We start from the raw sequence: 26,808 nt of genomic DNA, 5'->3' as shown, positions 1-26,808 counted from the left end.
CCCGACGCACCACGAACGGAGCACGTACGTGACGACAACGGACACCAGCATTGCCGCCGCAGAGGCCCACAGCGCCCACAACTACCATCCGCTGCCGGTCGTCGTCGCCACCGCGGAAGGCGCGTGGATGACGGACGTCGAGGGCCGCCGGTACCTGGACATGCTGGCCGGCTACTCGGCCCTCAACTTCGGCCACGGCAACCGGCGGCTGCTCGACGCCGCCAGGGCCCAGCTCGAACGGGTGACGCTCACCTCGCGCGCCTTCCACCACGACCGGTTCGCCGACTTCTGTACGCGCCTCGCCGAGCTGTGCGGCATGGAGATGGTGCTGCCGATGAACACCGGCGCCGAGGCGGTCGAGACCGCGGTCAAGACCGCCCGGAAGTGGGGCTACCGGGTCAAGGGCGTGCCCGACGGCAAGGCGAAGATCGTCGTCGCGGACGGCAACTTCCACGGCCGTACGACGACGATCATCAGCTTCTCGACGGACGAGGAGGCGCGCGCCGACTTCGGGCCGTACACGCCCGGGTTCCAGATCGTTCCGTACGGCGACCTCGCCGCGATGGAGGCCGCCGTCGACGAGCACACCGTCGCGGTGCTGCTGGAGCCGATCCAGGGCGAGGCGGGGGTGCTGGTGCCGCCGCCGGGCTATCTGGCGGGGGTGCGGGCGCTCACCCGCGACCGGAACGTGCTCTTCATCGCCGACGAGATCCAGTCGGGGCTCGGGCGCACGGGCCGCACCTTCGCGTGCGAGCACGAGGGTGTCGTGCCCGACATGTACGTCCTGGGGAAGGCGCTGGGGGGTGGGGTGGTGCCGGTTTCGGCGGTCGTGTCGTCTGCGGCGGTGCTGGGCGTCTTCCACCCCGGCGAGCACGGGTCCACCTTCGGTGGGAACCCGCTGGCCTGCGCGGTCGCGCTGGAGGTCATCGCGATGCTGCGCACCGGCGAGTACCAGCAGCGCGCCGCCGAACTCGGCGACCACCTGCACCACGAGCTCGGCCTCCTCACCGGCAACGGGCCGGTCGCGGCGGTGCGGGGGCGCGGGCTGTGGGCGGGCATCGACATCGCGGCGGGGCACGGGACGGGTCGCGAGGTGTCGGAGCGGCTGATGGACCGGCGGGTGCTGGTGAAGGACACGCACGGCAGCACGATTCGGCTGGCGCCGCCGCTGGTGATCTCGAAGGAGGATCTGGACTGGGGGCTGGAGCAGCTGCGGGCTGTTCTCGCGGGCTGAGGTCGGGCCGGTTCGTGGGTTGGGGGCCGGTCGCTCCGAGGTGGGGGTTCGAAATCGACTATTTACGAGCCTGGCGGCTCACAAATAGCTCGGCAGCATTTCGAACCCCCACCCCTGCGCGCCCGTCCCCCTCCTGTCCACGTTCGGCTCCGCGTGCCGTCGGTCCGTCAGCCCGATCAGTGGTCGGGCGGGGCCTAGGGTCGGCGCATGGTCGTGGGAATGCTTTGTGCGCTCGGCGCGGCGGTCTGTTTCGGGATCGCGTCGGTGTTGCAGGCCGTCGCGGCGCGGGCCGCCACGCCCGGGAGCGGGTCCGGGGTGGATGCCCGGCTGCTGATGCGGGCGCTGCGTCAGTGGCGGTACGTGGCCGGGCTCGGGCTCGACGCCGCCGGGTTCGTGCTCGAGATCGTGGCGCTGCGGGTGCTGCCGATCTACGCGGTCGGCGCCGCGCTCGCGGCGAGTCTGGCGGTCACCGCGGTCGCCGCCGCGCGGCTCCTGCGGGTGCGGCTGAAGGGCGTCGAGTGGTGTGCGGTGGCCGCCGTGTGCGGCGGGCTGGGGATGCTGGGCCTCGCGTCCGGGCGGGAGGGCGACGGCGTCGGGAGCACGGCGCTGCGGTGGGGCGTGCTGGCCACCTCGTTCGCGGTGCTGGGTCTCGGCGTGGTGGCCGGGCGGCTGCCGGACCGGGCGCGGGCCGCCGCGCTGGGGTTCGGCGCGGGGATCGGCTTCGGGGTCGTCGAGGTCGCGGTGCGGTTGGTCGACGACCTGTCGCCGCGCGCCGTACTCGCCAATCCGGCGTCCTACGCGCTGCTCATCGGCGGCGGCGCCGCCTTCCTGCTGCTGACGTCGGCCCTGCAGCGCGGCTCGGTGACCGCCGCCACCGCCGGGATGGTGATCGGCGAGACCGTCGGGCCGGCCCTGGTCGGGGTGGTCACGCTCGGCGACCGCACCCGGCCGGGCCTGGCGCCGCTGGCGATCGCGGGCTTCGCGCTGGCGGTGCTCGGCGCGCTGGCGCTGGCCCGGTTCGGGGAAGGCGGCGCGCCGCCGGATGTTTAGCGCGCGGTCGGCGAGAGGCGGCAGGTGACGCCGACCCGGTTCCAGGCGTTGATGGTGATGCACATGGCGATCAGTCGCGCCAGCTCGTCCTCGTCGAAGTGCCGGGCGGCCTCGTCGAAGATGTCGTCGGGGACGCCGTGGTCGCCGAGGCGGGTGACGGATTCGGAGAGGGCGAGGGCTGCGCGCTCGCGGGCGGTGAAGAAGGGCGTCTCGCGCCAGACCCCGATGCCGTGGAGCTTCTGCTCCGACACGCCGAGCCTGCTCGCGTCGTGCGAGTGCATGTCCAGGCAGAAGGCGCAGCCGTTGAGCTGGGACGCGCGGACCTTGACCAGCTCGGCGACGATCGGGTCGAGGCCGTGGGCGGCGGCCTTGTTGAGCGCCACGATCGCCTCGTAGACGTCGGGGGCGGACTTCATCAGGTTGATGCGCTGGGCGGGAGCGGGAACGGTGGTCCGGTCGGTCGAAGTCATGACTCCACGCTAGGCGGGCAGTGGCCCCGTCGCATGGTCCACTTGGGAGATGAACGACTGGGCCATTTCCGGGGTCGACCTCCATCTGGACCTGACCGCCGGCACCGGCGCGCGGGCCGGTCTGGAGCGGGCGCTGCGCGAGGCGGTACGGGACGGCCGGCTCGCCGCGGGGACCCGGCTGCCGTCGTCAAGGGCGCTGGCCAAGGATCTCGGTCTGGCCCGGAACACGGTCGCCGACGCGTACGGCCAGCTGGTCGCGGAGGGCTGGCTCGCCGCCCGGCAGGGCTCGGGCACCCAGGTGGCGGGCAGCGCGCCGCCGCCCCGCCCGGCCGCCCGCCGGGCCGGCCCCGAGCAGCAGGGGCTGCTGCTGGGGAATCCGGCCGCCGACGGCTACCCGTACGATCTGCGGCCCGGTAGCTCCGACCTGTCGTCGTTCCCGCGCGGCGCCTGGCTCGCGGCGGCGCGCCGCGCGATGGCCGCCGCGCCCAACGACGCCTTCGGCTACTCGGACCCGCGCGGCCGCCCCGAGCTGCGGCAGGCGCTCGCGGAGTATCTGGCGCGGGTGCGCGGGGTGCGGGCCGACCCCGAGCTGATCCTGGTCTGTTCGGGGTTCATCCAGGGGACCGGGCTGCTGGGCCGCGCGCTGCGCGCCCGCGGCGCGCGCCGGATCGGCGTCGAGGCGGTCGGCTTCCCCGACACCCGCCGGATCCTGCGCTCGACGGGACTCGGCACCGTCGAGCTGCCCGTGGACGCCGGTGGCGCCCGGCTCGACGGGCTGCCCGCGGCGGACGCGGTGCTGCTGACACCGGCGCACCAGTTCCCGATCGGGGTGCCGCTCTCGCCCGAGCGGCGCACCGCGGTGGTGGAGTGGGCGCGGGCCACCGGCGGGACCGTCATCGAGGACGACTACGACGGCGAGTTCCGTTACGACCGCCAGCCGGTCGGGGCGCTCCAGGGGCTCGCCCCCGGCCAGGTCGTCTACGCCGGGACCGCCAGCAAGAGCCTGGCACCCGGCGTACGGCTGGCCTGGCTCGTCCTCCCGCCGGCGCTCCTCGACGCGGTGGTGGACGAGAAGCGGTCCGCCGACCGCCACTCCCCCGTCATGGACCAGCTGACGCTCGCCGAACTGATCCGCTCGGGCGGCTACGACCGCCATGTGCGGCGGATGCGGCTGCACTACCGCAGGCGCCGCGACCGGCTGGTCGCGGCGCTCGCCGTGCACGCGCCCCGGGTGCGCGTGTCGGGCATCGCGGCCGGGCTGCACGCCGTGCTGGAACTGCCGCCCGGCGCACCCGCGGTGGGCGAGCTCGTCGCCCGCGCGGCCCGGTCGGGCCTCGCCCTCGCGGGCCTCGACGCGTACAACGGCCCGACGGACGGGCCCGACGCCCTGGTCGTCGGCTTCGGCACCCCGCCCGAACACGCCTTCACCGGCGCGCTCGACGCGTTGTGCGCGCTGCTCGCCGACGCCGCCGGCCGCTGAGCGCGGTGTGGATCAGCCGCTGTCGGACGGGCAGTGGCCGGTCGTGCAGAACGACGACAGCAGGTCCCGAAAGATCTCCTGGTGCGCCGTCCAGTCGCTGTCCGGGCCGGCCACCAGCAGCGCGTACTGGACGGTGCTGGGGTCGGTGAAGGCCTGGACGACGACGTGCCGGACGGTGCCGTCGGTGCGGACGTAGGTGTATTCGAGTTCGGCGGCGTCGCCCGCGCCGGAGCCGAGCTGCTCCAGCCGGACCTGGTGGTAGCCGGGGTTCTGCGACACCGTCTTCTCCGTCGCCACCAGGGACTCGTACGGCGTCGTCTCGGGACCCCGCAGCGCGAACACCTGGATCAGGCTGGTGCCGTCGGCCGTCTTGTAGAAGACGCTGTCGCCCTCCGTACTGCGCTGCCGGCCGTGGGGAACGTCCAGGGTGAAGCCGGCCGGGTCGGACGTCCGGACGAAGCCGGGCGGCGGCGTGCTCTGTTCCGTAGTGCTGGGGCTGTCCGAGGGCGAGTCGCTGGGCGAGTCCGTGGGCGTGCCCGTATCGGTGGTGTCGTCCGTCGTGCTGTCGCTCGACGGCTGCTCGAAGGGTGTCGAACTCGACCCGGGCTGGGCATCCTTGTTCCCGTCGTGGTGGCGCAGCAGCACCCAACCGCCGAACCCGAGCCCGGCGACGAGCACCACCGACGCGACGACGGCCGTCAGCACGGCGGCGTGCGACCAGCCCTGCGGCGGTCCGTTCGGCGGTCCCGGCGGCGGGCCGGGTGGTGGACCGTACGAGGGACCGTGGAACGGTTCGTAGCGCGTCTCTTCGTGCGACGGCGGTACGTAGGCACCCGGATCGAAGACCGGCGGCTCGTACGTCGGTGGCTCGTACTGCGGCGGCTCGTACTGCGGCGGCTCGTACGCCGTCAGCTCGTACGCCGTCGGCTCGTACTCCGGCCGGGGCGGTACCGCCGGTGGTTCCGGCGTGAGGTCCCAGGGCTCTTCCGGTGTCTGTCCGGCCTGCGGGCCCCGCACCCACTGCTGCCGGTCCGCGTCCCAATGGCTCATGTCGGCCGCCTCCTCATCCGAGCAGTCTCGTCGAGACCGTCGTCCGCCGTCCTGGCCAGCAGCGGCAGGAAGTCGATGTCGAGGTGGACACCGGCGCACAGAAGGCGGGTGGCCTCCGTGCGCGAGTCGTGGTGCACGGGAACAGACATTCGCCCCCAGATCGTCGAACTCATGCCTGAACAGCACGAGTTGAACGTAATTCGGAGATCTCAGGATAAAGGAAGCGGGCGGGGTCCGGACGGTTCCCGGGTCATGTTCCTGTACAACGCAACGGCCCGCCGCCGATCCCAGGGGACCGGCGGCGGGCCGTCGTGGCGTGCTGAGCGCTCGACTCAGATGAGGCCGAGGGCGCGGACCGCGTCGCGCTCCTCCTCGAGCTCCTTCACCGAAGCGTCGATGCGGGTGCGGGAGAACTCGTTGATGTCCAGGCCCTGGACGATCTCGAAGGCGCCGTCCTTGGTGGTGACCGGGAAGGACGAGATCAGACCGGCCGGAACCCCGTAGGAACCGTCGGAGACGATACCCATCGAGGTCCAGTCGCCGGTCGCGGTGCCGTTGACCCAGGTGTGCACGTGGTCGATCGCGGCGTTCGCGGCCGAGGCGGCCGAGGAGGCGCCACGGGCCTCGATGATCGCGGCGCCGCGCTTGGCGACGGTCGGGATGAAGGTATCGGCGAGCCACTGCTCGTCGTTGACGACCTCGGCGGCGTTCTTGCCGGAGACCTCGGCGTGGAAGATGTCCGGGTACTGGGTCGCCGAGTGGTTGCCCCAGATCGTCAGGCGCTTGATGTCGGAGACCGTGGTGCCGGTCTTCTTCGCCAGCTGCGAGAGCGCCCGGTTGTGGTCCAGGCGGGTCATCGCGGTGAAGCGCTCGGCCGGCACGTCCGGGGCCGCGGCCTGCGCGATGAGCGCGTTGGTGTTGGCCGGGTTGCCGACAACGAGGACCTTGATGTCGTCCGCGGCGTTGTCGTTGATCGCCTTGCCCTGCGGCTTGAAGATGCCGCCGTTGGCGGAGAGCAGGTCACCGCGCTCCATACCGGCGGTGCGCGGGCGGGCGCCGACGAGCAGCGCGACGTTCGCACCGGCGAAGGCGACGTTCGGGTCGTCGGTGATCTCGATGCCGCGCAGCAGCGGGAACGCGCAGTCGTCGAGCTCCATGGCGGTGCCCTCGGCGGCCTTGAGACCCTGCGGGATCTCCAGGAGGCGGAGGTTCACCGGCACGTCCGAGCCGAGCAGATGGCCCGAGGCGATGCGGAAGAGCAGCGCGTAGCCGATCTGGCCCGCCGCTCCGGTGACGGTGACGTTGACGGGGGTGCGAGTCATTGCCTTCTCCTGGCCTTTTCCTGCGGGAAATCTGGCCGCCCCGGCAGCGTCCCTAGCCCCGGAACGTGGGTCTCTCGGCATCAAGAGACCCGCCGCCAGGCTATCGCGCCGCGGCGGGGCAGTTGACCCGCCGGGGTGTGGCCCCGGTCACCGCTTCGCGGGATTCGCCGCTCAGCGCACCGAGAATCGGATGATGTCCTCCAGGAACGGGACGTCCAGGATCGGATCCGGCTGCGCCATCAGCGCCAGCAGCACGATGGCGGTACCGAGCACCAGGTACGTGATCACGTCGGTGAACCGGCTGCGCACGGCCAGCATGCCGACCGACGGCAGCGTGAACCGCATCGCACCGCCCACCAGCAGCGCCGCGCCGACCATCACCGTTCCCGCCCGGAAGTGGTCGGCCGCCGTCAGCACCAGGCCGAGCACGACCCCGCCGAGCACCACCAGGATCGGCCACTGCCGGGCCGGCGCGGACGCGTCCCGGCCCGCCGCCCGGCCGCCGCCCTCGGGGCGGGCGGTGGTACGGGTCCACAGCGCGTACCGGTGCGGCCGGGAGGCGGCAGCCTCGGCGGCCATGTCTCCGGGCTCCGGCTCAGCCGCCATGGCCCGCTGCCGCGCGCTCGGCAGCCTCCACGACGTTGGCCAGCAGCAGCGCGCGGGTCATCGGGCCGACACCACCGGGGTTCGGGGAGATCCAGGCGGCGACCTCGGCCACGCCCGGGTCGACATCGCCGACGATCTTGCCCTCGCCGTCCCGGCTGACACCGACGTCGAGCACGGCCGCGCCGGGCTTGACGTCCTCCGGCTTGACCAGGTGCCCGACGCCCGCCGCCGCCACGATGATGTCCGCCTGGCGCAGCAGCCCGCCCAGGTCGCGGGTGCCGGTGTGGCACAGCGTCACGGTGGCGTTCTCGCTGCGGCGGGTCAGCAGCAGGCCGATCGAGCGGCCGACGGTGATCCCGCGGCCGACGACGACGACATGCGCGCCGTTGATCTCCACCTTGTGGTGGCGCAGCAGCTGGACGATGCCGTTCGGGGTGCACGGCAGCGGGCCGGTCTCGTTGAGCACCAGGCGGCCCAGGCTCATCGGGTGCAGACCGTCGGCGTCCTTCTCCGGGTCCATCAGCTCCAGGACCCGGTTGGTGTCGATGCCCTTGGGCAGCGGGAGCTGGACGATGTAGCCGGTGCACTCCGGGTTCGCGTTCAGCTCCCTGACGACCGCCTCGATCTCCTCCTGGGTGGCGGTGTCGGGCAGTTCGCGCTGGATCGAGCCGATGCCGACCTGCGCGCAGTCGCGGTGCTTGCCCGCGACATACCATTTGCTGCCCGGATCCTCGCCGACCAGCAGGGTGCCAAGACCGGGCACGATGCCCCGGGCCTTGAGCGACGCCACGCGGGACGTGAGATCGGACTTGATCGCGGCTGCGGTGGCCTTGCCATCGAGAATCTGGGCGGTCATGGCCCCATCTTTCCGGATGGGTGGTCCCTCCGACGAATCCGGGCCACCGATCGTTACCTGATCCCCGCTCGTGGCAGTGGCTTGACGCGATCTTGACTCCGTCACCGGTCCCCCTGCCCCGCGCGCCTTGCGCTGCTGCCTCCGGGAGCACGACGATGTGCCCCTGCGTCCCCACGCTCCACGTCCCCGCTCGGAGGAAACCGCACGTGAGCTATCCGCCCGGCCCGAACAATCCGTACGACCAGCCGCAACAGCCGCCCCAGTCCCCGCAGGGGTACGGCTACCCGCAGCAGCAGCCCTTCCCGCAGCAGAACCAGGGTCAGTACGGGTACCCGCAGGGCGGCCTGCCGCCGGGGATGCCGCCGCTGGCGAGCTGGGGCGCCCGCGTCGGCGCGACGCTGCTGGACTTCCTGATCGTCGGCCTGGTGCCGACCATCCTGCTCGCCGTCGGCTACATCAAGTTCCTCAAGGTGTTCATCGACGCGGTCGACGCGTGCGACGCGTCCAACAGCCAGACGTGCCCCGTCCCTCCCATGCCGGGCAGCTCCCTCGCGCTGATCGCCATCGGCGGCATGCTGAGCCTCGCCGGCACCCTGTGGCTCTGCTACCGGGAAGGCTCCACCGGACAGACCCCGGGCAAGAAGATCGCCGGCATCCACCTGCTGCGCGAGGCCGACGGCCAGGTGCTGGGCTTCGGGATGGCGTTCGTGCGCCGGCTGTGCCACGCCCTCGACGGGATGGCCTGCTACATCGGCTACCTGTGGCCGCTGTGGGACGAGAAGAACCAGACCTTCGCCGACAAGATCATGCACACGGTCGTGGTGAAGCGCCCGTAGACCGGCGACGGCCCGCACCCCCTCGGGGTGCGGGCCGCGTTGCGCCCTGGCCGGTTCCGGCCGGTGTCAGTGGAAGAAGTGCCGGGTCCCGGTGAGGTACATCGTCACGCCGGCCTTCTTCGCCGCCTCGACGACCAGCTCGTCACGGACCGAACCGCCCGGCTGGACCACGGCCTTGACGCCCGCCGCCAGCAGGATCTCCAGCCCGTCGGGGAACGGGAAGAAGGCGTCGGAGGCCGCGTACGAACCCTGCGCCCGCTCCTCGCCGGCCCGCTCCACCGCGAGCTTCGCCGAGTCCACCCGGTTGACCTGCCCCATGCCGACGCCGACGCTGGCGCCGCCCTTGGCGAGCAGGATCGCGTTGGACTTCACGGCGCGGCAGGCGCGCCAGGCGAAGGCCAGGTCCGCCAGCTCGGCGGCGTCCAGCGCCTCACCGGTCGCCAGCGTCCAGTTCGCCGGGTCGTCGCCGTCGGCCTGCAGCAGGTCCTTGACCTGGACCAGCGCGCCGCCCTCGATCGGCCGGTACTCGCCCGAGCCGATCGGCGCGTCCGCGTAGCGCAGCACCCGGATGTTCTTCTTGCGGGCCAGCACCTCGACGGCGCCGTCCTCGTACGCCGGGGCGACGATGACCTCGGTGAAGATCTCCGCGACCTGCTCGGCGAGCTCCACGCTCACCGGGCGGTTGACCGCGATCACACCGCCGAACGCCGACAGCGGGTCGCAGGCGTGCGCCTTGCGGTGCGCCTCGGCGACATCGCCGCCGACCGCGATCCCGCACGGGTTGGCGTGCTTGATGATCGCGACGCACGGCTCGGCGTGGTCGTACGCGGCCCGCCGCGCGGCCTCGGTGTCCGTGTAGTTGTTGTACGACATCTCCTTGCCGTGCAGCTGCTCGGCGCCCGCGAGACCCTTGCCGCTGCCGTCGCTGTAGAGCGCGGCGGGCTGGTGCGGGTTCTCGCCGTAGCGCAGCACGTGCTGCCGGGTCAGGGCGACGCCGGTGAAGTCCGGGAACGGGCTCTCGTCGGCCGCGTACCCCTCGGCGAACCAGATCGCCACCGCCATGTCGTACGAGGCGGTGTGCTGGAACGCCTCGGCGGCGAGCCGCTTGCGCTGCGTGAGGTCGAACCCGCCGTCCTTGACGGCCGCGATGACGTCCGCGTAGTGCCCGGGGCTGGTGACGACCGCGACCGAGGGGTGGTTCTTGGCGGCGGCGCGGACCATCGACGGCCCGCCGATGTCGATCTGCTCCACGCACTCGTCGGGCGACGCGCCCGAGGCGACGGTCTCCTTGAACGGATACAGATTCACGACGACCAGCTCGAACGGCTCGATGCCGAGCTCCGCCAGCTGCCGCTGATGGTCCTCCAGACGCAGGTCCGCGAGGATTCCGGCGTGCAGCTTGGGGTGCAGGGTCTTGACCCGGCCGTCCAGGCACTCCGGGAAGCCGGTGACGTCCTGGACCGGCGTGACGGGCACCCCGGCGGCGGCGATGCGCGCGGCGGTCGACCCGGTCGACACCAGTTCGACGCCCGCCTCGTGCAGTCCGCGCGCCAGCTCCTCCAGCCCGGTCTTGTCGTACACACTCACCAGCGCGCGGCGGATCGGCCGCTTCGTACCTTCGGCGCTCATGCCGGAATCAATACCTTTCGTCCCTCAATGCGATACCCGTCGCGAGCCAGCCGCCCCACGACGTCGACGAGCAGCCCTCGCTCGACTTCCTTGATGCGCTCATGGAGCGCTTCCTCCGTGTCATCCGGCTCGATGGCCACCACCCCCTGGGCGATGATCGGGCCGGTATCGACGCCGTCGTCGACGAAGTGCACGGTGCAGCCCGTCACCTTCGCGCCGTACGCGAGCGCGTCCCTGACGCCGTGGGCGCCGGGGAAGCTCGGCAGCAGCGCGGGATGCGTATTGACGAACCGTCCCCCGAACCGCGCGAGGAACTCCTTCCCCACGATCTTCATGAAGCCGGCGGAGACCACCAGATCCGGCCGGTGCTCCGCCGTCGCCTCCGCGAGCGCGAGGTCCCATGCCGCCCGGTCGGCGTAGTCCTTCACCTTCACCACGAAAACCGGCAGCCCGGCCCGCTCCGCACGCTCCAGACCGGCGATGCCGGCACGGTCGGCACCGACCGCCACGATCCGCGCCCCGTAGCCGGGATCACTCTCGATGACGTCGAGCAGCGCCTGCAGATTCGTCCCGGAACCGGAGACGAGGACGACTAGACGAGCCGGGGATTGCGCAGCCACTGGCGGGGCTCTCTCTCGAGACCGTGCGGATTTGGAGGATCGTATGAGCCAGGGGGTCCGCACGATTCAGGGAACCCTACGAGGCCGCCGACCGTCAGCAACGATACCGGCACGCGAAGGTCCCCCCACGGGACGGGGGAGCGTGCGGACGGTAGCGTCTGCCGGAGGAACGGCAATCGCGCGCCCTGCGCGTGACGCATACGACATGAGGAGTCGACGGCAAGGGGATGGCGCTACCAATCATGAGCAGCGGACAGATCACTATCGCGCTGCGAGCGCCCGAGGGCGATCAGCAGGACAACCCGTTCGCCCCGCCGCCCGAAGGCGCCCCCGAACAGCCTTGGCAGCCGCGGCGCCCCGAAGGCACGCCCGAGGACGGCGACAGCACCCCGCCGCCTCCCCCGCCGCCCGGCTGGGGCGGCCAGTGGAGCAACCAGCAGCCCGGCCGCCAGGACGGCTTCGGCAACCGCCCCACCGGCCCCGACACCCCGCCGCCACCCACCGGCTCCCGCTTCGACCCCACCGACCCCGCCCAGCGCCGCTCCCGCTACGCGCTGGTCTGCGGCGGCTGGGGCCTGATCTTCGCGATCCTCGGCTGGACCGAGATCGGCCTGCTGCTCGGCGCGCTCGCCCTCTACTGGGGCATCAGCGCTCTGCGCATGAAGCCGGAGGACCGCGCCGCGGCCCGCGCCGAAGCGGCAGCGGCCCTCGCCGAGTCCGGCGCCCCCCGCCCCGCCCCGCCCTCCAACCCCGCCTCCCAGCGCTCCTTCGCGGCGGCGGCCTGGAGCGGCATCATCACCAGCGGCGTGGCCCTCGCCATCGTCGCCGCCAGCTTCACCCTCCAGTTCGTCTACAACGACTACTACACCTGCAAGCGCGACGCCCTGACGACCCCGGCCAGCGAATCCTGCCGAGACCTCCTCCCCAAACCGGTCCGCTCCTTCCTGGACAACAGGTAACCCTCCCGCGCGGCATGCTTCCGGCGGGGGTTGTGCGGGTACGTCGCCGCCTCCGACGGGAGCGCGGGTATATGAGCGCCCGCGCCGCCGTCACGCCTGCGGCGGGCTTTCCCCACCCACCCGCCCTTTTCGCCTACCGGCGGAGTGCACGCAGGGGGCCGGGCTCCGCAGCCCATTGCGCCTGCAGCGGGCCGCGCCGCCTCCGGCGGGGGGAGTGCGGGTACACGGGCGCCCGCCACGCCATCACGCCTGCGGCGAGCCTTCCCCCACCCGCCCGCCCTTTTCGCCTACCGGCGGAGTGCACGCAGGGGCCGGGCTCCGCAGCCCATTGCGCCTCCGGCGGGCCGCCCCGCCTCCGGCGGGGGCGCGGGCACACCAGCGTCCGCAACGCCATCACGCCTGCGGCGAGCTTTCCGCCCACCCGTCATTGCCGCCTAGCGGCGGGGACCAGGTCGGCACTCGGACGCCCTTTTTCGCCTGCGGCGCGCTGACCCACCTCCCCACCTCCCAGCCTTCGGATGGGGGTGCCCCCACGCCCGCCCTTACGCCTGCCGGCGGCTGCGGGACTGCCGGAGGAGCGGTGTTGGCGGCCGGCGGGTAGGGAATCCCGCCCGCCACCCCCCCGGTGGCTTGGACGTGAGGGGACCGGGGCCGGAGGGGTGGGGTTCGAAATGCTGCCGAGCTATTTGTGGGCCGCCAGGCACGTAAATAGTCGATTTCGAACCCCACCCCGGAGGACCCGGGCACCGACCCGGTCACTCCGGCGGAGCCGGCGGCACCAGCGGCGGAACCGTCGGCATCGGCGGAACACCTGGCCCCTCCGCCGCACCCACAACCTCAACCTCCGCCACCGGCTTCGACCGCCACCGAAAAACCCCCCGCACCGCCCCCCACCGCTCCCCCCAAGACACCGGTTCCGCCGGAACCCGCTCCGCCGGAACCCGCACATGCCACCACCGCACCCCCACCGCCCCCGCCACCCCGACCACCACCGTCCACCCCAGCGCCGCACCCCCCGCCGCCCACCACGCCGGCCCGAAGTCGGCCAGCACGGCGGAGCCCATCGGACCGGCGGACCAGCAGGCCAGAACGGCCGTGGCCGCGCCGCAGCCGAACGCGGCGAGGGTCGCGACCAGTGCGGTCCGGGCGGGGCGCCAGGACCCGACCGCGGCGGCGCCGCCCACGAGCCACGCGGCAGCAGCCCCCGCCAGAGCGGGAAGAGCCAGCACCGCCCAGTTCAGCGGCGACGCGCCGTGCGCCGGAAGCGCCGCCAGGAGCGGAAAGCTCGGCAGATCCACCTGCCCGGTCACCCCGGCGGGAGCCACAACGCTGCCGGCGCCGACCGCGAACCCGGGCCCGAGCGCGTACGACGCACCCCACACAGCCATGTTCGGCACCAGCGCCAGAGCGACCAGCAGCACCGCACACCGCCCCGAAAGCGGAGCGCTGAGCTGCGCGAACGAATGTCCGACCAATCGTTCATGCCAGACCAGCGAGGCCCCGCCGAGCAACGCCCCGCCGCCGACGAGCACGGCGGTGGAAGCCGCGGCGGCGCGCAGAGCGACCAGCAGACCGCCCTCCGGAAGCGTCAGCCGGCGCGGCAGCGCGAGTTCGTCGAGCCGGCGGCGTACCGCCCGGGGAAGCGCGACCGCAGGTCGCCCGCACCCGGACCACGCGCCGGCCCCCGCCGCGAGAGCGGCGACGACAGGCAGGTGGAGCAGCGCGCTCAGCGGATCGCTGCGCACCTGCCCGTAGGAGCTGTAGAGCACGGCGCCGACGCCGACCAGCAGATATCCGGCGACGAGCCAGCCCGCGGCGGCAGCCGCGACCCGAAGCTCCACCCGAACGGGGCCGGCGTCAGCACCGCCATCGTCCCCCGGGCCGCCACTCCCCTCGCCGTCGTCGCCACCCTCCAGAGAAGCAACCGCATGCCATGCGGCCCGATACAGCAGCCACGCCGGCAGCGCGGTGAGCAGCAGGGGCGTCACCCCGATCGGCGCGGGTAGCCCGGACAGCGTGTCCGTCCTCACGAGGTCGGCGCCGTGCGCCAACAGCCACAGGTCCGCGGCGATACGGAGGGCTCCGTCGAGGCCGCTGTCCGGAAACGGTGAGGTGATCCACAGGATCATGACGGTGACGGCAAGGGCGCCGAGCCCGAGCCCGGCCGCGACCACCCCGCCACCGAACGCGGCGGCCGCCGCGGACGCGCGGCGGGCGTCCGCGGCACGCTCGGGCAGGGTGGGCAGGCGGTCGGTCATTTGGGTCACGTCGACCCATGCTGCCAAGAACACACCGATTTGACCGGGCAGCGCGCGAATGGCCGTCGTGTCGCGCAATATGACGTTATGCGTCTTTTCACACAATCGTGCGTACGGGGATTCGAAGGCGGTCGGAGCGGCTGTGTGAGGTCGGGCACGTGACGGCGCGGAAGGCGGCGAAGCACGCCTCCACCGCCAAGAAGGCCGTGAAGACGGTGAAGACCTCCGCCGAAGAACGTCCCAAACGGGCCAGGGCCCGCACGCGCGCCGGGGCACCGGCGGCGCCCAAGCCCAACCCGAAACCCCAACGCAAAGCCCAACCCGAGCCCCAACCCCAACCCAAACCGGCACCCCCGCCCGCACCCGCGACCGCACCTGACGTCCCGGAACCCTCACACCTCGTCACCCGTGCGGCCCGGCCCGCCGCTTCACCGGCCGAACCCGCGCCCATCGCGCCGCTCCCCGAGCGCCCCGAAGTCGCCGTCAAGCGCGCCCCCAAGCCCGCCAACTCCCCGCAGCGGCGTGCCAGGCCCCTCCCCCGGACGACCCCCGTCGTGGCCGGCGATCCGACGCCGCCCCCACCACCGGCGCCACCGCGGACGCCGAAACCCGCGCCGCCACCGCCCCCACCACCGGTGCCGGCCGCACCGGCCCCGCCACCCGCACAGACTCAACCGCCCGCACGGCAGGCACGGCCCGCGGCACCCGCGGCATCCGCAGCACGCGCGCAGGCCACGGCACCCGCCGCACCCGCACCCGCACAGACCACAGCCATGTGGCCCGAGGCAGCCTTCGACAGCCTGTACACGCGCAGCGTGAGCGGCCTCGTGCGGCAGGTGGACCTGCTCACCGGGAATCCCGGCTTCGCCTGGCACGCGGTGCGTCGCGCGTTCGACCTGGCGTGGCAGCGGTGGCCGGAGGTCGCGGCGGATCCGGATCCGGTCGGCTGGGTACGGGCGGCGGCGTACGAGTACGCGCTCGCGCCGTGGCAGCGCTGGGTGCCGGGGCACCGTACGCATCCACGAGCCGCCGCGCGGGCGCCGCACGGGGCCGAACGGGACAGCGCGGTACGGACGGCGGTACTGCGGCTGCCCGCCGCGCAGCGGCAGGCGCTCGTGCTCTACGACGGGCTCGGGCTCGATCTGCCCGTGGCCGCCGCCGAGAGCGAGGCGAGCACGGTGACGACGGCAAGCCGGATCACCCGGGCGCGGGCGGCGCTGAGCGCGGCGGTCCCGGAGCTGGGTGACCGGGCCCCGGCGCGGCTGAGCGCGATCCTCGCCGAGCCCGCCCCGGGAACAGGAACGGGAACGGGGCCGGCCTCGACCCAGCCCCCTGCGGCCCAGATCCGCGGCGCGAGCGAGCGCGGCATGCACCGCAGGTCGCTGGCCGCGGTGGCGCTGACCGCGCTGATCGCCGGGGCGACCGGCGCCGCGCTGGTGGTGACGTACGACCGCGTCGGCGAACTGCCGCACCGCGCGCGGCCGACGACGGTGACCGCGCCGCCCGCCGCCACGCCGGGGCAGGGCGTGCCGGAGGCCGGCCGCATCGGCCGACCGGCCCCAGCGAAGTCCGCCAAGCCCGTAAAGCCCGCGCAACCCACCAAGCCCACCAAGCCCGCGAAGCAGACGGCCAAGCCCGTCAAACCCGCCGAACCCCACCCAGCAGCACCCCGTTTGCCCCCAGAGCGCTGAGCCAAGCCGGGGCGCACAACGCAAACGCGGGCCCGCCCCCCGAAGGGGACGGGCCCGCGTCGTTGCGCGTTACGGCCTACCGGCCGTCAGCCGACAAGCGTCAGCCGGCGAGGATGGCGCGCGCCAGGCGAGCCGTCTCCGACGGGGTCTTGCCGACCTGGACGCCTGCGGCCTCCAGGGCCTCCTTCTTCGCCTGGGCGGTGCCCGACGAACCGGAGACGATGGCGCCCGCGTGGCCCATGGTCTTGCCCTCGGGGGCGGTGAAGCCCGCGACGTAGCCGACGACCGGCTTCGTCACGTGGGCCTTGATGTAGTCCGCGGCCCGCTCCTCGGCGTCGCCACCGATCTCACCGATCATGACGATCAGGTCGGTGTCGGCGTCCGCCTCGAACGCGGCCAGCGCGTCGATGTGCGTGGTGCCGATGATCGGGTCGCCACCGATGCCCACGGCGGACGAGAAGCCGAGGTCACGGAGCTCGTACATCATCTGGTACGTGAGCGTGCCGGACTTCGAGACCAGGCCGATGCGGCCCGGCTTCGTGATGTCGCCCGGGATGATGCCGGCGTTGGACTGACCCGGGGTGATGAGACCGGGGCAGTTCGGGCCGATGATGCGGGTCTTGTTGCCCTTGGCGCCGGCGTGCGCCCAGAACGAGGCGGAGTCGTGCACCGTGATGCCCTCGGTGATCACGACGGCCAGGCCGATCTCGGCGTCGATGGCCTCGACGACGGCGTCCTTCGCGAACTTCGGCGGCACGAAGATGACGGTGACATCGGCACCGGTCTTCTCGATCGCCTCGGCGACGGAGCCGAACACGGGCACCTCGGTGCCGTCGATGTCGACGCTGGTGCCGGCCTTGCGCGGGTTGACGCCGCCAACGATGTTGGTGCCGTCGGCAAGCATGAGCTTGGTGTGCTTCATGCCCGTGGCGCCGGTCATCCCCTGGACGATGACCTTGCTTTCCTTGGTCAGGAAAATAGCCATGGTGTGGTGACCTTGTCCCTTACTTCGCAGCCGCGAGCTCGGCGGCCTTGTCGGCCGCGCCGTCCATGGTGTCCACACGCTGCACGAGCGGGTGGTTGGCGTCGGTCAGGATCTTGCGACCCAGCTCCGCGTTGTTGCCGTCGAGGCGCACGACCAGCGGCTTGGAGACGTCCTCGCCGCGCGAGTGCAGCAGCTCCAGGGCCTGGACGATGCCGTTGGCGACCTCGTCGCACGCGGTGATGCCACCGAAGACGTTGACGAAGACGGACTTGACGTCCGGGTCGCCGAGGATGATCTCCAGGCCGTTCGCCATGACCTCGGCGGAGGCGCCGCCACCGATGTCGAGGAAGTTGGCGGGCTTCACGCCGCCGTGCTTCTCACCGGCGTACGCGACGACGTCCAGGGTGCTCATGACGAGACCCGCGCCGTTGCCGATGATGCCGACCTCGCCGTCGAGCTTGACGTAGTTGAGGTTCTTGGCCTTGGCCGCGGCCTCCAGCGGGTTGGCGGCGTCCTTGTCCTCAAGGGCCGCGTGGTCCGGCTGGCGGAACTCGGCGTTCTCGTCCAGCGAGACCTTGCCGTCGAGCGCGATGATCTTGCCGTCGCCGGACTTGATCAGCGGGTTGACCTCGACGAGGAGGGCGTCCTCCTTGATGAAGACGGTCCACAGCTTCTGCAGAACGTCGGCCACCTGGTCGGCGATCTCGGCCGGGAACTTGGCCGCGGCGACGATCTCGGCGGCCTTCTCCGGGGTGCAGCCCTCGTTGGCGTCGACCGGAATCTTGGCCAGCGCGTCCGGGTTCTCCTCCGCGACGATCTCGATCTCCACGCCGCCCTCCACGGACGCCATGGCGAGGAAGGTGCGGTTGGTGCGGTCCAGCAGGAAGGAGACGTAGTACTCCTCCGCGATGTCCGCGGTCTCGGCAAGCATCACCTTGTGGACCGTGTGGCCCTTGATGTCCATGCCGAGGATTGCGTCGGCCTTCGCGACCGCGTCATCCGGGTCGGAGGCAAGCTTCACGCCGCCGGCCTTGCCTCGGCCACCGACCTTGACCTGCGCCTTGACGACCGCGCGGCCACCCAGACGTTCGGTCACCTCACGAGCCGCCTCGGGCGTCTCGATGACTTCACCGGCCAGCACCGGTACACCGTGCTTGGCGAAGAGATCCCTCGCCTGGTACTCGAACAGGTCCACGCGCGTCCGTCCTTGGTGATCGCGGTTTGTTTTCTACGCGAACGTGCCGATACGGGAAGCGTGACTACGCGGTCACAAGGAGGGCGCACACGGTCACCGAAGTACGCGGCATGTCCGTCTCGCAGGTTATCCCCGTGGGCCGTAGGTCCCTAAATCGCAGGTCACATGTGAGCGGTGAGAACGGTCACAGAGCGCGTTGTCAGGCTCGCGTCAGGCTTCTGGTACGGGGAGCGGTCGCTTCTCTATCGCGGCGGCCATGACCTCGGGAAACAGGTCCGGTGTGCAGGCGAAAGCGGGGGCTCCGAGCGCGGCCAGGGCGGCCGCGTGCTCGCGGTCGTAGGACGGCGCGCCCTCGTCGGACAGCGCCAGCAGGGCCACGAACTGCACTCCCGCGCCCTTCATGGCGGCCACCCGTTTGAGCATCTCGTCGCGGATTCCGCCCTCGTAGAGATCACTGATGAGGACGACCACGGTTTCGGCCGGTCGGGTGATCAAGGACTGGCAGTACGCCAGGGCGCGGTTGATGTCGGTGCCGCCGCCCAGCTGTGTGCCGAAGAGCACATCCACCGGATCGTCCAACTGGTCGGTCAGATCGACCACCGCGGTGTCGAAGACGACGAGCTTGGTGTCGATGCTCCGCATCGAGGCCAGCACCGCCCCGAACACGGAGGCGTAGACGACGGAGGCGGCCATCGAACCGGACTGGTCGATGCAGAGCACGACGTCCTTCTTCACGGCCTGCGACGCCCGGCCGTACCCGATCAGCCGCTCGGGCACGATCGTGCCGTGCTCGGGGAGGTAGTGCTTGAGGTTGGCGCGGATGGTGCGGTCCCAGTCGATGTCACGGTGCCGGGGGCGGTTGATCCGCGCGGACCGGTCGAGGGCGCCGGTCAGGGTCGCGCGGGTGCGGGTGGCGAGCTTCCGCTCCAGGTCCTCGACGACCTTGCGGACCACGGCCCGCGCGGTCTCCTTCGTCGTCTCCGGCATCGCCTTGTTCAGCGACAGCAGTGTGCCGACGAGATGGACGTCCGCCTCGACGGCCTCCAGCATCTCCGGCTCCAGCAGCAGCGCCGACAGCCCGAGCCGGTCGATCGCGTCCCGCTGCATCACCTGGACGACGGAGGTCGGGAAGTACGTACGGATGTCGCCCAGCCAGCGGGCGACCTGCGGCGCGGAGCCACCGAGGCCGGCCGTCCGGCCGCCCTTGCCGTCCGCGCCGCCGCCTCCCCGGTCTCCCCCGTAGAGCGCGCCGAGGGTGCGGTCCATCGCCGCGTCCCGTCCGGCGAGGTCGCAGCCCGTTCCGTCGGCAGCGCCCCCGCCGAGCACCAGCCGCCAGCGGCGCAGCCGTTCATCGGCGGACGTCGTCCCGCCGGTTGTCGTCCCGCCCGCCTTCGTGTCGCCGGCCCTCGTGTCGTCGGTCATCCGTTCTCCCCCGTCGTGTCGGACCGGTCGGACTGCCCGGCATCGTCTGCGAGCCCTTCGTCCGCGAGCCCCAGCAGCAGCCGCAGCACCGGCAGCGCAGCCGCCACCCGCTCCTCGTCGAACCCGGCGCCGAAGCCCGGCACCGCCTCCCCGGCGGCGACCTCCGGCCGGCCCGAGGTGCCGCGCCTGACCAGCTCCCCGACGGTGCGGCGGACGCCGGATTCGAACTCGCTGAACGTGCGCCGCAGCAGCGGCAGCACGTCGTTGAACGCGGCGGCCGGCACCGCGGCGAGCCAGCCGTCGACCAGCGAGAGCAGCCGCTCGTCGTGGACGAGGAGCATGCCGCCGCCCGCGAGGAAGCCCTCCAGCCACGCCGCGGCCTCGGCCGACGGCGTCCCCGGTGACAGGGCGAGCCCCATCAGCCGGGCGGTCGCCGCCTCGTCCAGCCGCCCGTCGTCCATCAACAGGCGGGTGGCGCTGCCGCGCAGTAGCCCCGGTATCGCCCCGTCCCGCTCGGCGATGCCCCGCAGCATCACCCCCCACCGCTCGAGGAGGCCGTCGGCCTCCAGGAGGCCGATCGCCCGGTGCGCGGCCTCGGTGTGGCCGCGCATCTCGGCGGCGCCGTCCGCGTCCAGGCCGACGCAGGCGGGCGGAAGCCCGATGCAGACCCGCTCCGCCAGCCCCTCGGCGACCTTGCGGAGCGCCTCGGAGTCCGTGCCGCGCACATCGCCGTAGCGTGCGGACCGTACGAGGGCGGGCAGCGCCCGCGCGAGGTGGCCGACGTCGGTCTCCAGGGCGGCCCGGTCGGCGAGCACCCGCATCACCACCGGCAGCGCGTCCGGAAGCCCCGCGACGAGGCAGCGCTCGGCGAGCGCGGTCACATCGGCGAGCGCGGCGGCGTGCACCGCCCCCTCCTCGGCCTTCGCCGTCGCCGCGGAGAGCAGTGTGGTGCCCCAGATCCCGGCCTCGGCGACCCGGATCGCCAGTTCCGGCTCCCAGCGCAGCCGCCAGCTCTCCCGGAACGTCCCGGTGCCGCCCCGCGAGCGGACCTGCTCCCCCCAGTCGATGCCCAGCAGCCGCAGCCGGTGCAGCAGCCGGCTTCGGCCCGCGTCGGTCTCCTTGCGCAGGTCCAGTTCCAGCTCGCGTTCCAGCGCTTCGGGCTTCAGCCGGAGTCTGCGCTGCTCCCGGGTGAGGTCCCGGGCCAGCGGCACCGCGGGCGCGCTGTCCGGCACCTCCCCCAGCACGTCCCCGACGACGAGCCGGTCCCTGATGAGCGCGAGCGGTACGTCCGAGCCGTCGCACATCACCGCCCGTATCGCGTCGGTCGTCTCGCTCAGCCCGGCGAGGGGGCGGCCGCGCATGGCGGCGAGGGTGTCGGCGAGCCGCACCGCCTCGATCACATGCGCGGAGGAGACCGGCAGGTCCTCGGCGCGGAGCAGCCCGGCGACCTTGGTCATCCACCGCGTGACGGGACGGTCCGGCGCCCCGAACAGATGCCCGTACCAGCCGGGTGAGTCGATGCCCGCGCCGTATCCGCTGTGCCGCGACAGCCTGCGGTGCGTCCAGGGCACCCAGGTCATCTCGACCTTCACCTTGGGCAGCCCCTTCAGCAGCTGCCGGTCCGCGGTGGCGGTCGCCGACCGGGCCAGCGCGGGGACGTGCCAGGCCCCGCAGACCACCGCGACGCGGTCGTGCGTCCGCCGGGCCTCCCGGATCCGCAGCCGCATATGGGCCTCGCGCGCCGGATCGTCCTCATGGCCGCCGTCGCCGTACAGCTCGCGCAGCGCGCCCATCGCCTCGGCGAGCGCGGCGAACGGCGCCAGCGGGTCGTCGCCGCTGCTGCTCCGGTGCTCGACCGCGTCCTCCCACCAGCGCTCCGGGTCGTCGTACCCGGCCGTTTCCGCGAGCACGGCCAACGGGTCGATGCGCAGCGCCTGCACCGCCTCGTCGGCCTCCGGCGCCCCCTCGCCCTCGGTGGCTTCCTCTTGTTGATCCGGCGTCGTCCGCAGGGCGAGGGAATGGGCGGCGGGCAGATCGATGAAGGTGACCGGTACGCCGTGCCCGGCGGCCCAGCGGATCGCCACCCATTCGGGCGAGAACTCCGCGAAGGGCCAGAAGGCGGCCCGCGCCGGATCGTCCAGAACATGCGCGAGCAGGGCGACCGGTGGCCGCATGCCCTCCTCGGCGGCGAGCCCGACGAGCGCGTCGGCCTCCGGCGGCCCCTCGATCAGCACGGTCCCCGGCCGGTACGCGTCGAGCGCGGCGCGCACCGCCCGCGCGGATCCCGGCCCGTGGTGCCGCACCCCGAGCAAGGCGACCCCCGACGGGCCGGCGGCGGGCGGCACCGTCCGCGGTACGGCGGGTGTCATGACGGCAGGCGCACTCATGCGCTCGCCTCCCGGCAGGCGCGGTAGAAGTCCTTCCAGCCCTCGCGCTCGCGCACGACCGTCTCCAGGTACTCCTGCCAGATCACCCGGTCGGCGGCCGGATCGCGGACGACCGCGCCGAGGATGCCGGCCGCGATGTCGCCCGCCCGCAGCACGCCGTCGCCGAAGTGCGCCGCGAGCGCCAGGCCGTTGGTCACCACCGAGATCGCCTCGGCCGTCGACAGTGTGCCCGACGGCGACTTCACCTTCGTCCGGCCGTCGGCGGTCACGCCGCCGCGCAGCTCCCGGAAGACGGTGACGACCCGGCGGATCTCGTCGGCGCCCTCGGGGACGGACGGGAGATCCAGCCCGCGGCCGAGCTGGTCGACGCGGCGGGTGACGATGTCGATCTCGTCCTCCGCCGAGGCGGGCAGCGGCAGCACGACCGTGTTGAACCGGCGGCGCAGCGCGCTGGACAGCTCGTTGACGCCGCGGTCGCGGTCGTTGGCGGTGGCGATCAGGTTGAAGCCCCGGACGGCCTGGGTCTCCGACCCCAACTCCGGTATCGGCAGGGTCTTCTCGGACAGGATCGTGATGAGGGTGTCCTGCACGTCGGCCGGTATCCGGGTCAGCTCCTCGACCCGGGCGATCCGGCCCTCGGCCATCGCCCGCATGACGGGGCTGGACACCAGCGCTCTGCGGCTCGGGCCGTTCGTGAGCAGCTCCGCATAGTTCCAGCCGTAGCGGATGGCCTCTTCGGGTGTGCCGGCGGTGCCCTGGACCAGAAGGGTGGAGTCGCCGCTGATCGCGGCGGCGAGGTGCTCGGACACCCAGGTCTTGGCGGTGCCCGGCACGCCGAGCAGCAGCAGCGCCCGGTCGGTGGCGAGCGTGGTGACGGCGACCTCGACGATGCGCCGGGGGCCGACGTACTTGGGCGTGATGACGATCCCGTCGGGCAGGGATCCACCCAGCAGATACAGGGCCACCGCCCACGGCGAGAGATTCCAACGGGACGGCCGCGGACGGTCGTCGGCCGCCGCGAGGGCCTTCAGTTCATGGGCGAAGACCTCCTCCGCGTGCGGCCGCAGAGCACCTTCCGGAGCATCCTCGATGTCGGTGGGCATGACTGCCATGAATCCCCCTGTCCTGTGCCGCCGGACCCCTCGGTCCCGCGGTGATTTCCACCATGCACCACGCCACTGACAACGGGTGAAGTCGCAGGTCGGACGCATTGTCAGTGGCGGCACCTACGGTCGTGTCATGGAGGAACGGTGGAGTACGGATCAGGTGCTGGCGCTCGCTCCTGACGCCGCGTCACGGAAGGCCGGAGCCAGGCTCGCGATGCCCGCGTCCTGGTCCGGTACGGGCACTGCGGAGGCGGCGGTGTGGGGCCTGTGCGCGGGCAGCGGCAGCAAGCCGTACCAGACGGTGGTGGACACGAAAGGCCCCGGCTACAAGTGCAGTTGTCCGAGCCGCAAGTTCCCGTGCAAGCACGCGCTCGGGCTGCTGCTCCTGTGGTCCGAGGCGTCGGGCGGCGTCGGCCAGGAGACGGCGCCGGAGTGGGTGACGGAGTGGCTCGACAGCCGGCAGGAGCGGACCAGGGCCGCCGCGGCCGGGCCCGCGAAGCCCGCCGACCCGGAGGCCGCGCGACGGCGTGCCGAGCGGCGCGCCCAACGGGTGACTGCGGGCGTGACGGAGCTGGAGCAGCGGTTGACCGACCTGCTGCGCGGCGGCCTGGCCGGCGCGGACCGGGAGGGCTACCAGAAGTGGGACGAGATCGCGGCCCGGATGGTGGACGCACAGGCGCCGGGACTGGCCACCCGGGTGCGGGAGTTGGGTGCTGTCGCCGCGGGGGGCGGTGACTGGCCCTCGCGGCTGCTGGAGGAGTCCGCGTTGCTCCATCTGCTCACCCGGGGATACCTCGGCGAGCAGCGGCTGCCCGGCCCGCTGGCCGCCACGGTGCGCTCCCGCGTCGGGTTCACCACGGACGCGGCCGAGTTGCTTGCCGGACCCACCGTGCGGGACCGCTGGCTGGTGCTCTCCCAACTCGACACGTCGGACGACCGGCTGACCACCCGTCGGATCTGGCTGCACGGCGCCCGTTCCGGCCAGGTCGCGATGCTCCTCTCCTTCGGCGCCGCGGGCCGCGCGCCGGAGTTGGCACTCCCCCTCGGGCTGAGCCTTGACGCCGAGGTCGCCTTCTACCCCTCGGCCCGGCCGCTGCGTGCCGTGCTCGGCGAGAGCCACGGCCCGGCCGCACCCGGCTCGGTCCCGGCCGGGGTCCCGGTCGGCCCGGCCCTCGCCGCGTACGGGGCCGCCCTCGCGGACGACCCGTGGCTCGACGCCTGGCCGGTCGTCCTGTCCGGCGTCGTCCCCATACCCGGCTCCGATGCCGGCGGCTGGCAGCTCGCCGACGCCGACGGCCAGGACGCGCTGCCGATCGCCGGCCGCGGCCCCTGGCGCCTGGCCGCCGTCTCCGGCGGCCACCCCGTCACGCTCTTCGCCGAACTCGGCCACACCGGCGTCCGCCCCCTCACCGCCTGGGGCCCGGACGCCACCCCCGTCCCGCTCTAGTCCGTGTCCATGTCCGGGGCGGGCGCAATCGAGGAGGAATGATGAACGCCAGCTGGACCGACCTGGTCGGGAGCGCGCTGCTCGGCACGGACCGGCGCAGACCGCCGTCGTCCCCGGGCCCGCACCCGGGCCGGGATCCGGCGATCGAGCTGCTCGACGCGGCGGCGATCGGCACCGTGAGCCGCCGTGCGGGGCTGCGGCCGGCCACGGCGCGGGAGCGACCGGTGCCAGCGGCACCGGACGGACGGCCGGTGCTGCCCGACGCGGCGCGCCGCAGGCTGGGGCTGCTGCTGGCGGACCGTTCGGCGGGCGGCTCGTCGGGCAGGCGCGGCACGTCCCCCAACCTCGCCGAGCTGCTCCCGCAGTGGCTCACCGCGGCAGGGCGGCACGGCTATGCCGCACCGGCCGCCCTGCTCCCGGACCTGCTCGACGCCGCCCGCGCCAGGACCGATCTGCGGGCGGACGCCCTGGCCCTGGCCGGGCCCCGCGCGCTGTGGCTGGCGGAGCTGAACCCGGAGTGGAGGTTCGCGTTGCGGGCCGGCGTCAGGGGCCTGGAGCCGGCGGCCGGGGATCCGGCGGCGATCCGGCAGCTGTGGGAGGAGGGCCTGTTCGCCGAACGGGTCGCGCTGCTGACCCGGCTGCGCGGCCAGGACGCTCCGGCCGCGCTGGCGCTGCTGCGCTCCACGTGGACGAGCGAGCGCGCCGAGGACCGGCTGATGTTCCTCGATTCGCTGCGCGCCGGGCTGTCGCCCACCGACGAGCCGTTCCTGGAACAGGCACTGACCGACCGCAGCCGCAACGTCCGGGCGACCGCGGCCGAGCTGCTGTCCGCGCTGCCCGGCTCCGCGCTCGCCGCCCGAATGGCCGAACGGGCCCGCAGCTGCGTCTCACTCGGCGCCGGGGAGAACGTGGCCGGGATCGGCGTCCTGGTGGAGGCGCCGTACGAGTGCGACGCCTCGATGGAGCGTGACGGGGTCGCCCCGCATCCGCCCACCGGGCGCGGCGAGCGGGCCTGGTGGTTCGGCCAGCTGGTGGAGGCGACGCCGCTGGCCACCTGGACCGGACGGTTCGGCGGCCGGAGCCCCGAGGAGATCATCGCGCTGCCGGTGGCCGACGACTGGCAGCCCGACCTGCACGCCGCCTGGTGCCGGGCCGCGGTGCGCCAGCGTGACCCGGCGTGGGCCCGGGCCCTGCTCGGACCGCCGCCGGCGCCCGCGTCACCGGTCGCCGCGGTCGGCGACCCGGCCAAGCTGCTGTCCATCCTGCCGGAGCAGGAGCGCGCGGAGTGGGTGGCCCGGTTCATCGCCACGCACGGCCTGTCCGAGGCGTTCCAGATGCTCGGGGTCTGCGCCGTCCCGTGGTCGGGTCCGCTGGGCCGGGCCGTGGTCGACGCGCTCGACATCGCTCGGGACGCCGGCAGCTACCCCTGGAGTTTCAGCGGGGTGATGGGCCTGGCGGAACGGTGTCTGGACCCGGCGGAGGCCGAACAGGTCACCGTCCTGACCGCCGCGACCGAGGAGCCGGCCGACGGTTCCCCCGGCGCGGGCAGCTACTGGGCGGAAGCGTTCCAGCGGCTGGTCAGCACGCTGCGGCTGCGGGCCGTGATGCTCGCGGAACTCGAACCGCCGACGCCGGCCGCTCCAGCCCCGGCCGCCGCGGCCCCGTCAGCCGCCCCGGCCTCATGATCCGGCCGGGGGGCGGAGCGGCGGGGCTTCGCGAGCCGCCTCCCGGGCGGGGTCAGGCTTCGGCGCCCTGGCGCACATTGGCCCGGACCCAGGCGACGGCGTCGGTGGTGGGCGTGCCGGGGGTGAAGATCTCCGCGACGCCGAGTTCCTTCAGGGGGGCGATGTCCGCCTCGGGGATGATGCCGCCGCCGAAGACCTTGATGTCCAGGGCGTCCCGGTCCTTCAGCAGGTCGAGGACCTTCGCGAAGAGCGTCATGTGCGCTCCCGAGAGGATGGAGAGCCCGATCGCGTCGGCGTCCTCCTGGATCGCGGTGTCGACCACTTGTTCGGGGGTCTGGTGCAGGCCCGTGTAGATGACCTCCATGCCGGCATCGCGCAGCGCCCTGGCGATGACCTTGGCCCCGCGATCATGACCGTCGAGACCCGGCTTGGCCACCACCACGCGGATCGGACCGGACACTCCCATCACTGCCTCCATGACATTGCCGGCGTCATCGCCGGCCGAGCGGGACCACAAGCG

Annotated in this window: 23 protein-coding genes; 8 read left to right on the top strand and 15 right to left on the bottom strand. The window is 73.0% G+C overall.

Features of this window, described 5'->3' with window-relative positions:
- Positions 1–28: 28 nt before the first annotated feature.
- Both rocD and AC07DC_RS20645 read left to right on the top strand, forming a co-directional pair.
- Positions 29–1,234, top strand: coding sequence for an ornithine--oxo-acid transaminase (gene rocD / locus AC07DC_RS20650; RefSeq protein ID WP_478915831.1), 1,206 nt, complete (start codon positions 29–31; stop codon positions 1,232–1,234).
- A gap of 219 nt (positions 1,235–1,453) precedes the next feature.
- On the top strand, positions 1,454–2,284 hold the full coding sequence (locus AC07DC_RS20645; RefSeq protein ID WP_478915985.1) for a DMT family protein: 831 nt from the start codon (positions 1,454–1,456) through the stop codon (positions 2,282–2,284).
- On the opposite strand, the gene AC07DC_RS20640 is transcribed toward AC07DC_RS20645, so the two are convergent.
- The gene (locus AC07DC_RS20640; RefSeq protein ID WP_478915830.1) at positions 2,281–2,754 is read right to left on the bottom strand and encodes a carboxymuconolactone decarboxylase family protein; all 474 of its coding nucleotides are present in this window, start codon (positions 2,752–2,754) and stop codon (positions 2,281–2,283) included. The two genes, AC07DC_RS20645 and AC07DC_RS20640, sit on opposite strands and share 4 nt — an antisense overlap.
- Positions 2,755–2,803: 49 nt before the next feature.
- On the opposite strand from AC07DC_RS20640, the gene pdxR reads away from it, so the two are divergent.
- Positions 2,804–4,234, top strand: coding sequence for a MocR-like pyridoxine biosynthesis transcription factor PdxR (pdxR, locus tag AC07DC_RS20635; RefSeq protein ID WP_478915829.1), 1,431 nt, complete (start codon positions 2,804–2,806; stop codon positions 4,232–4,234).
- Between the two features lie 12 nt (positions 4,235–4,246).
- Here pdxR and AC07DC_RS20630 read toward each other — a convergent pair whose 3' ends face one another.
- The 5 genes from AC07DC_RS20630 to AC07DC_RS20610 all read right to left on the bottom strand — a co-directional run bounded on the left by AC07DC_RS20630 (position 4,247) and on the right by AC07DC_RS20610 (position 8,068).
- Complete coding sequence (locus AC07DC_RS20630) at positions 4,247–5,284, bottom strand: hypothetical protein (protein WP_478915828.1); 1,038 nt, start codon at positions 5,282–5,284, stop codon at positions 4,247–4,249.
- Positions 5,281–5,433: a hypothetical protein gene (locus AC07DC_RS20625; RefSeq protein ID WP_478915827.1), complete on the bottom strand. Its 153-nt coding sequence runs from the start codon at positions 5,431–5,433 to the stop codon at positions 5,281–5,283. The genes AC07DC_RS20630 and AC07DC_RS20625 overlap by 4 nt, the downstream gene beginning before the upstream one ends.
- 183 nt (positions 5,434–5,616) lie before the next feature.
- Positions 5,617–6,606, bottom strand: coding sequence for a malate dehydrogenase (locus AC07DC_RS20620; RefSeq protein WP_478915826.1), 990 nt, complete (start codon positions 6,604–6,606; stop codon positions 5,617–5,619).
- 171 nt (positions 6,607–6,777) lie between these two features.
- Complete coding sequence (locus AC07DC_RS20615; RefSeq protein ID WP_478915825.1) at positions 6,778–7,185, bottom strand: DUF3017 domain-containing protein; 408 nt, start codon at positions 7,183–7,185, stop codon at positions 6,778–6,780.
- Positions 7,186–7,201: 16 nt separating this feature from the next.
- A complete protein-coding gene (locus tag AC07DC_RS20610; RefSeq protein ID WP_478915824.1) occupies positions 7,202–8,068 on the bottom strand; it encodes a bifunctional methylenetetrahydrofolate dehydrogenase/methenyltetrahydrofolate cyclohydrolase in 867 nt (288 codons plus the stop codon).
- A gap of 206 nt (positions 8,069–8,274) precedes the next feature.
- Here AC07DC_RS20610 and AC07DC_RS20605 point away from each other — a divergent pair, with 206 nt between their 5' ends.
- Positions 8,275–8,904, top strand: coding sequence for an RDD family protein (locus AC07DC_RS20605; protein WP_478915823.1), 630 nt, complete (start codon positions 8,275–8,277; stop codon positions 8,902–8,904).
- Positions 8,905–8,970: 66 nt separating this feature from the next.
- Here the strand turns inward: AC07DC_RS20605 and purH are convergent, their stop codons facing one another.
- Entirely contained in the window at positions 8,971–10,533 is a 1,563-nt protein-coding gene (purH, locus tag AC07DC_RS20600) for a bifunctional phosphoribosylaminoimidazolecarboxamide formyltransferase/IMP cyclohydrolase (protein ID WP_478915822.1), read from the bottom strand.
- Positions 10,530–11,153, bottom strand: coding sequence for a phosphoribosylglycinamide formyltransferase (purN, locus tag AC07DC_RS20595; RefSeq protein WP_478915821.1), 624 nt, complete (start codon positions 11,151–11,153; stop codon positions 10,530–10,532). The genes purH and purN overlap by 4 nt, the downstream gene beginning before the upstream one ends.
- Positions 11,154–11,395: 242 nt before the next feature.
- Between purN and AC07DC_RS20590 the strand changes: the two genes are divergently transcribed.
- On the top strand, positions 11,396–12,112 hold the full coding sequence (locus AC07DC_RS20590; protein WP_478915820.1) for a hypothetical protein: 717 nt from the start codon (positions 11,396–11,398) through the stop codon (positions 12,110–12,112).
- A 755-nt stretch (positions 12,113–12,867) separates the two neighbouring features.
- On the opposite strand, the gene AC07DC_RS20585 is transcribed toward AC07DC_RS20590, so the two are convergent.
- A complete protein-coding gene (locus tag AC07DC_RS20585) occupies positions 12,868–14,370 on the bottom strand; it encodes a cell division protein PerM (RefSeq protein ID WP_478915984.1) in 1,503 nt (500 codons plus the stop codon).
- 773 nt (positions 14,371–15,143) lie between these two features.
- Here AC07DC_RS20585 and AC07DC_RS20580 point away from each other — a divergent pair.
- The gene (locus AC07DC_RS20580; RefSeq protein ID WP_478915819.1) at positions 15,144–16,061 is read left to right on the top strand and encodes a sigma factor-like helix-turn-helix DNA-binding protein; all 918 of its coding nucleotides are present in this window, start codon (positions 15,144–15,146) and stop codon (positions 16,059–16,061) included.
- 100 nt (positions 16,062–16,161) lie between these two features.
- Here the strand turns inward: AC07DC_RS20580 and sucD are convergent, their stop codons facing one another.
- The 5 genes from sucD to AC07DC_RS20555 all read right to left on the bottom strand — a co-directional run bounded on the left by sucD (position 16,162) and on the right by AC07DC_RS20555 (position 23,162).
- Positions 16,162–17,046, bottom strand: coding sequence for a succinate--CoA ligase subunit alpha (gene sucD, locus AC07DC_RS20575; RefSeq protein ID WP_250977337.1), 885 nt, complete (start codon positions 17,044–17,046; stop codon positions 16,162–16,164).
- A gap of 19 nt (positions 17,047–17,065) precedes the next feature.
- A complete protein-coding gene (gene sucC, locus AC07DC_RS20570; RefSeq protein ID WP_478915818.1) occupies positions 17,066–18,241 on the bottom strand; it encodes an ADP-forming succinate--CoA ligase subunit beta in 1,176 nt (391 codons plus the stop codon).
- A 210-nt stretch (positions 18,242–18,451) separates the two neighbouring features.
- Positions 18,452–19,663: a VWA domain-containing protein gene (locus tag AC07DC_RS20565; RefSeq protein WP_478915817.1), complete on the bottom strand. Its 1,212-nt coding sequence runs from the start codon at positions 19,661–19,663 to the stop codon at positions 18,452–18,454.
- Positions 19,660–22,032, bottom strand: coding sequence for a DUF5682 family protein (locus AC07DC_RS20560; protein ID WP_478915983.1), 2,373 nt, complete (start codon positions 22,030–22,032; stop codon positions 19,660–19,662). Before AC07DC_RS20560 ends, AC07DC_RS20565 begins: the two co-directional genes overlap by 4 nt.
- A 14-nt stretch (positions 22,033–22,046) precedes the next feature.
- Positions 22,047–23,162 (bottom strand): ATP-binding protein, encoded by a 1,116-nt coding sequence (locus AC07DC_RS20555; RefSeq protein ID WP_478915816.1) that lies wholly within the window; start codon positions 23,160–23,162, stop codon positions 22,047–22,049.
- Positions 23,163–23,289: 127 nt separating this feature from the next.
- Here AC07DC_RS20555 and AC07DC_RS20550 point away from each other — a divergent pair, with 127 nt between their 5' ends.
- Positions 23,290–24,603, top strand: a complete 1,314-nt coding sequence (locus AC07DC_RS20550; protein ID WP_478915815.1) for an SWIM zinc finger family protein — start codon at positions 23,290–23,292, stop codon at positions 24,601–24,603.
- A gap of 38 nt (positions 24,604–24,641) precedes the next feature.
- Positions 24,642–26,288: a DUF5691 domain-containing protein gene (locus tag AC07DC_RS20545; protein WP_478915814.1), complete on the top strand. Its 1,647-nt coding sequence runs from the start codon at positions 24,642–24,644 to the stop codon at positions 26,286–26,288.
- Between the two features lie 52 nt (positions 26,289–26,340).
- Here the strand turns inward: AC07DC_RS20545 and AC07DC_RS20540 are convergent, their stop codons facing one another.
- Positions 26,341–26,754, bottom strand: a complete 414-nt coding sequence (locus AC07DC_RS20540; RefSeq protein ID WP_138352976.1) for a coenzyme B12-dependent isobutyryl CoA mutase small subunit — start codon at positions 26,752–26,754, stop codon at positions 26,341–26,343.
- Positions 26,755–26,808: the final 54 nt, after the last annotated feature.

The organism is Streptomyces sp. NPDC045021 (genome assembly GCF_056432645.1).
This window is presented reverse-complemented; position numbering and strand designations above follow the sequence as displayed.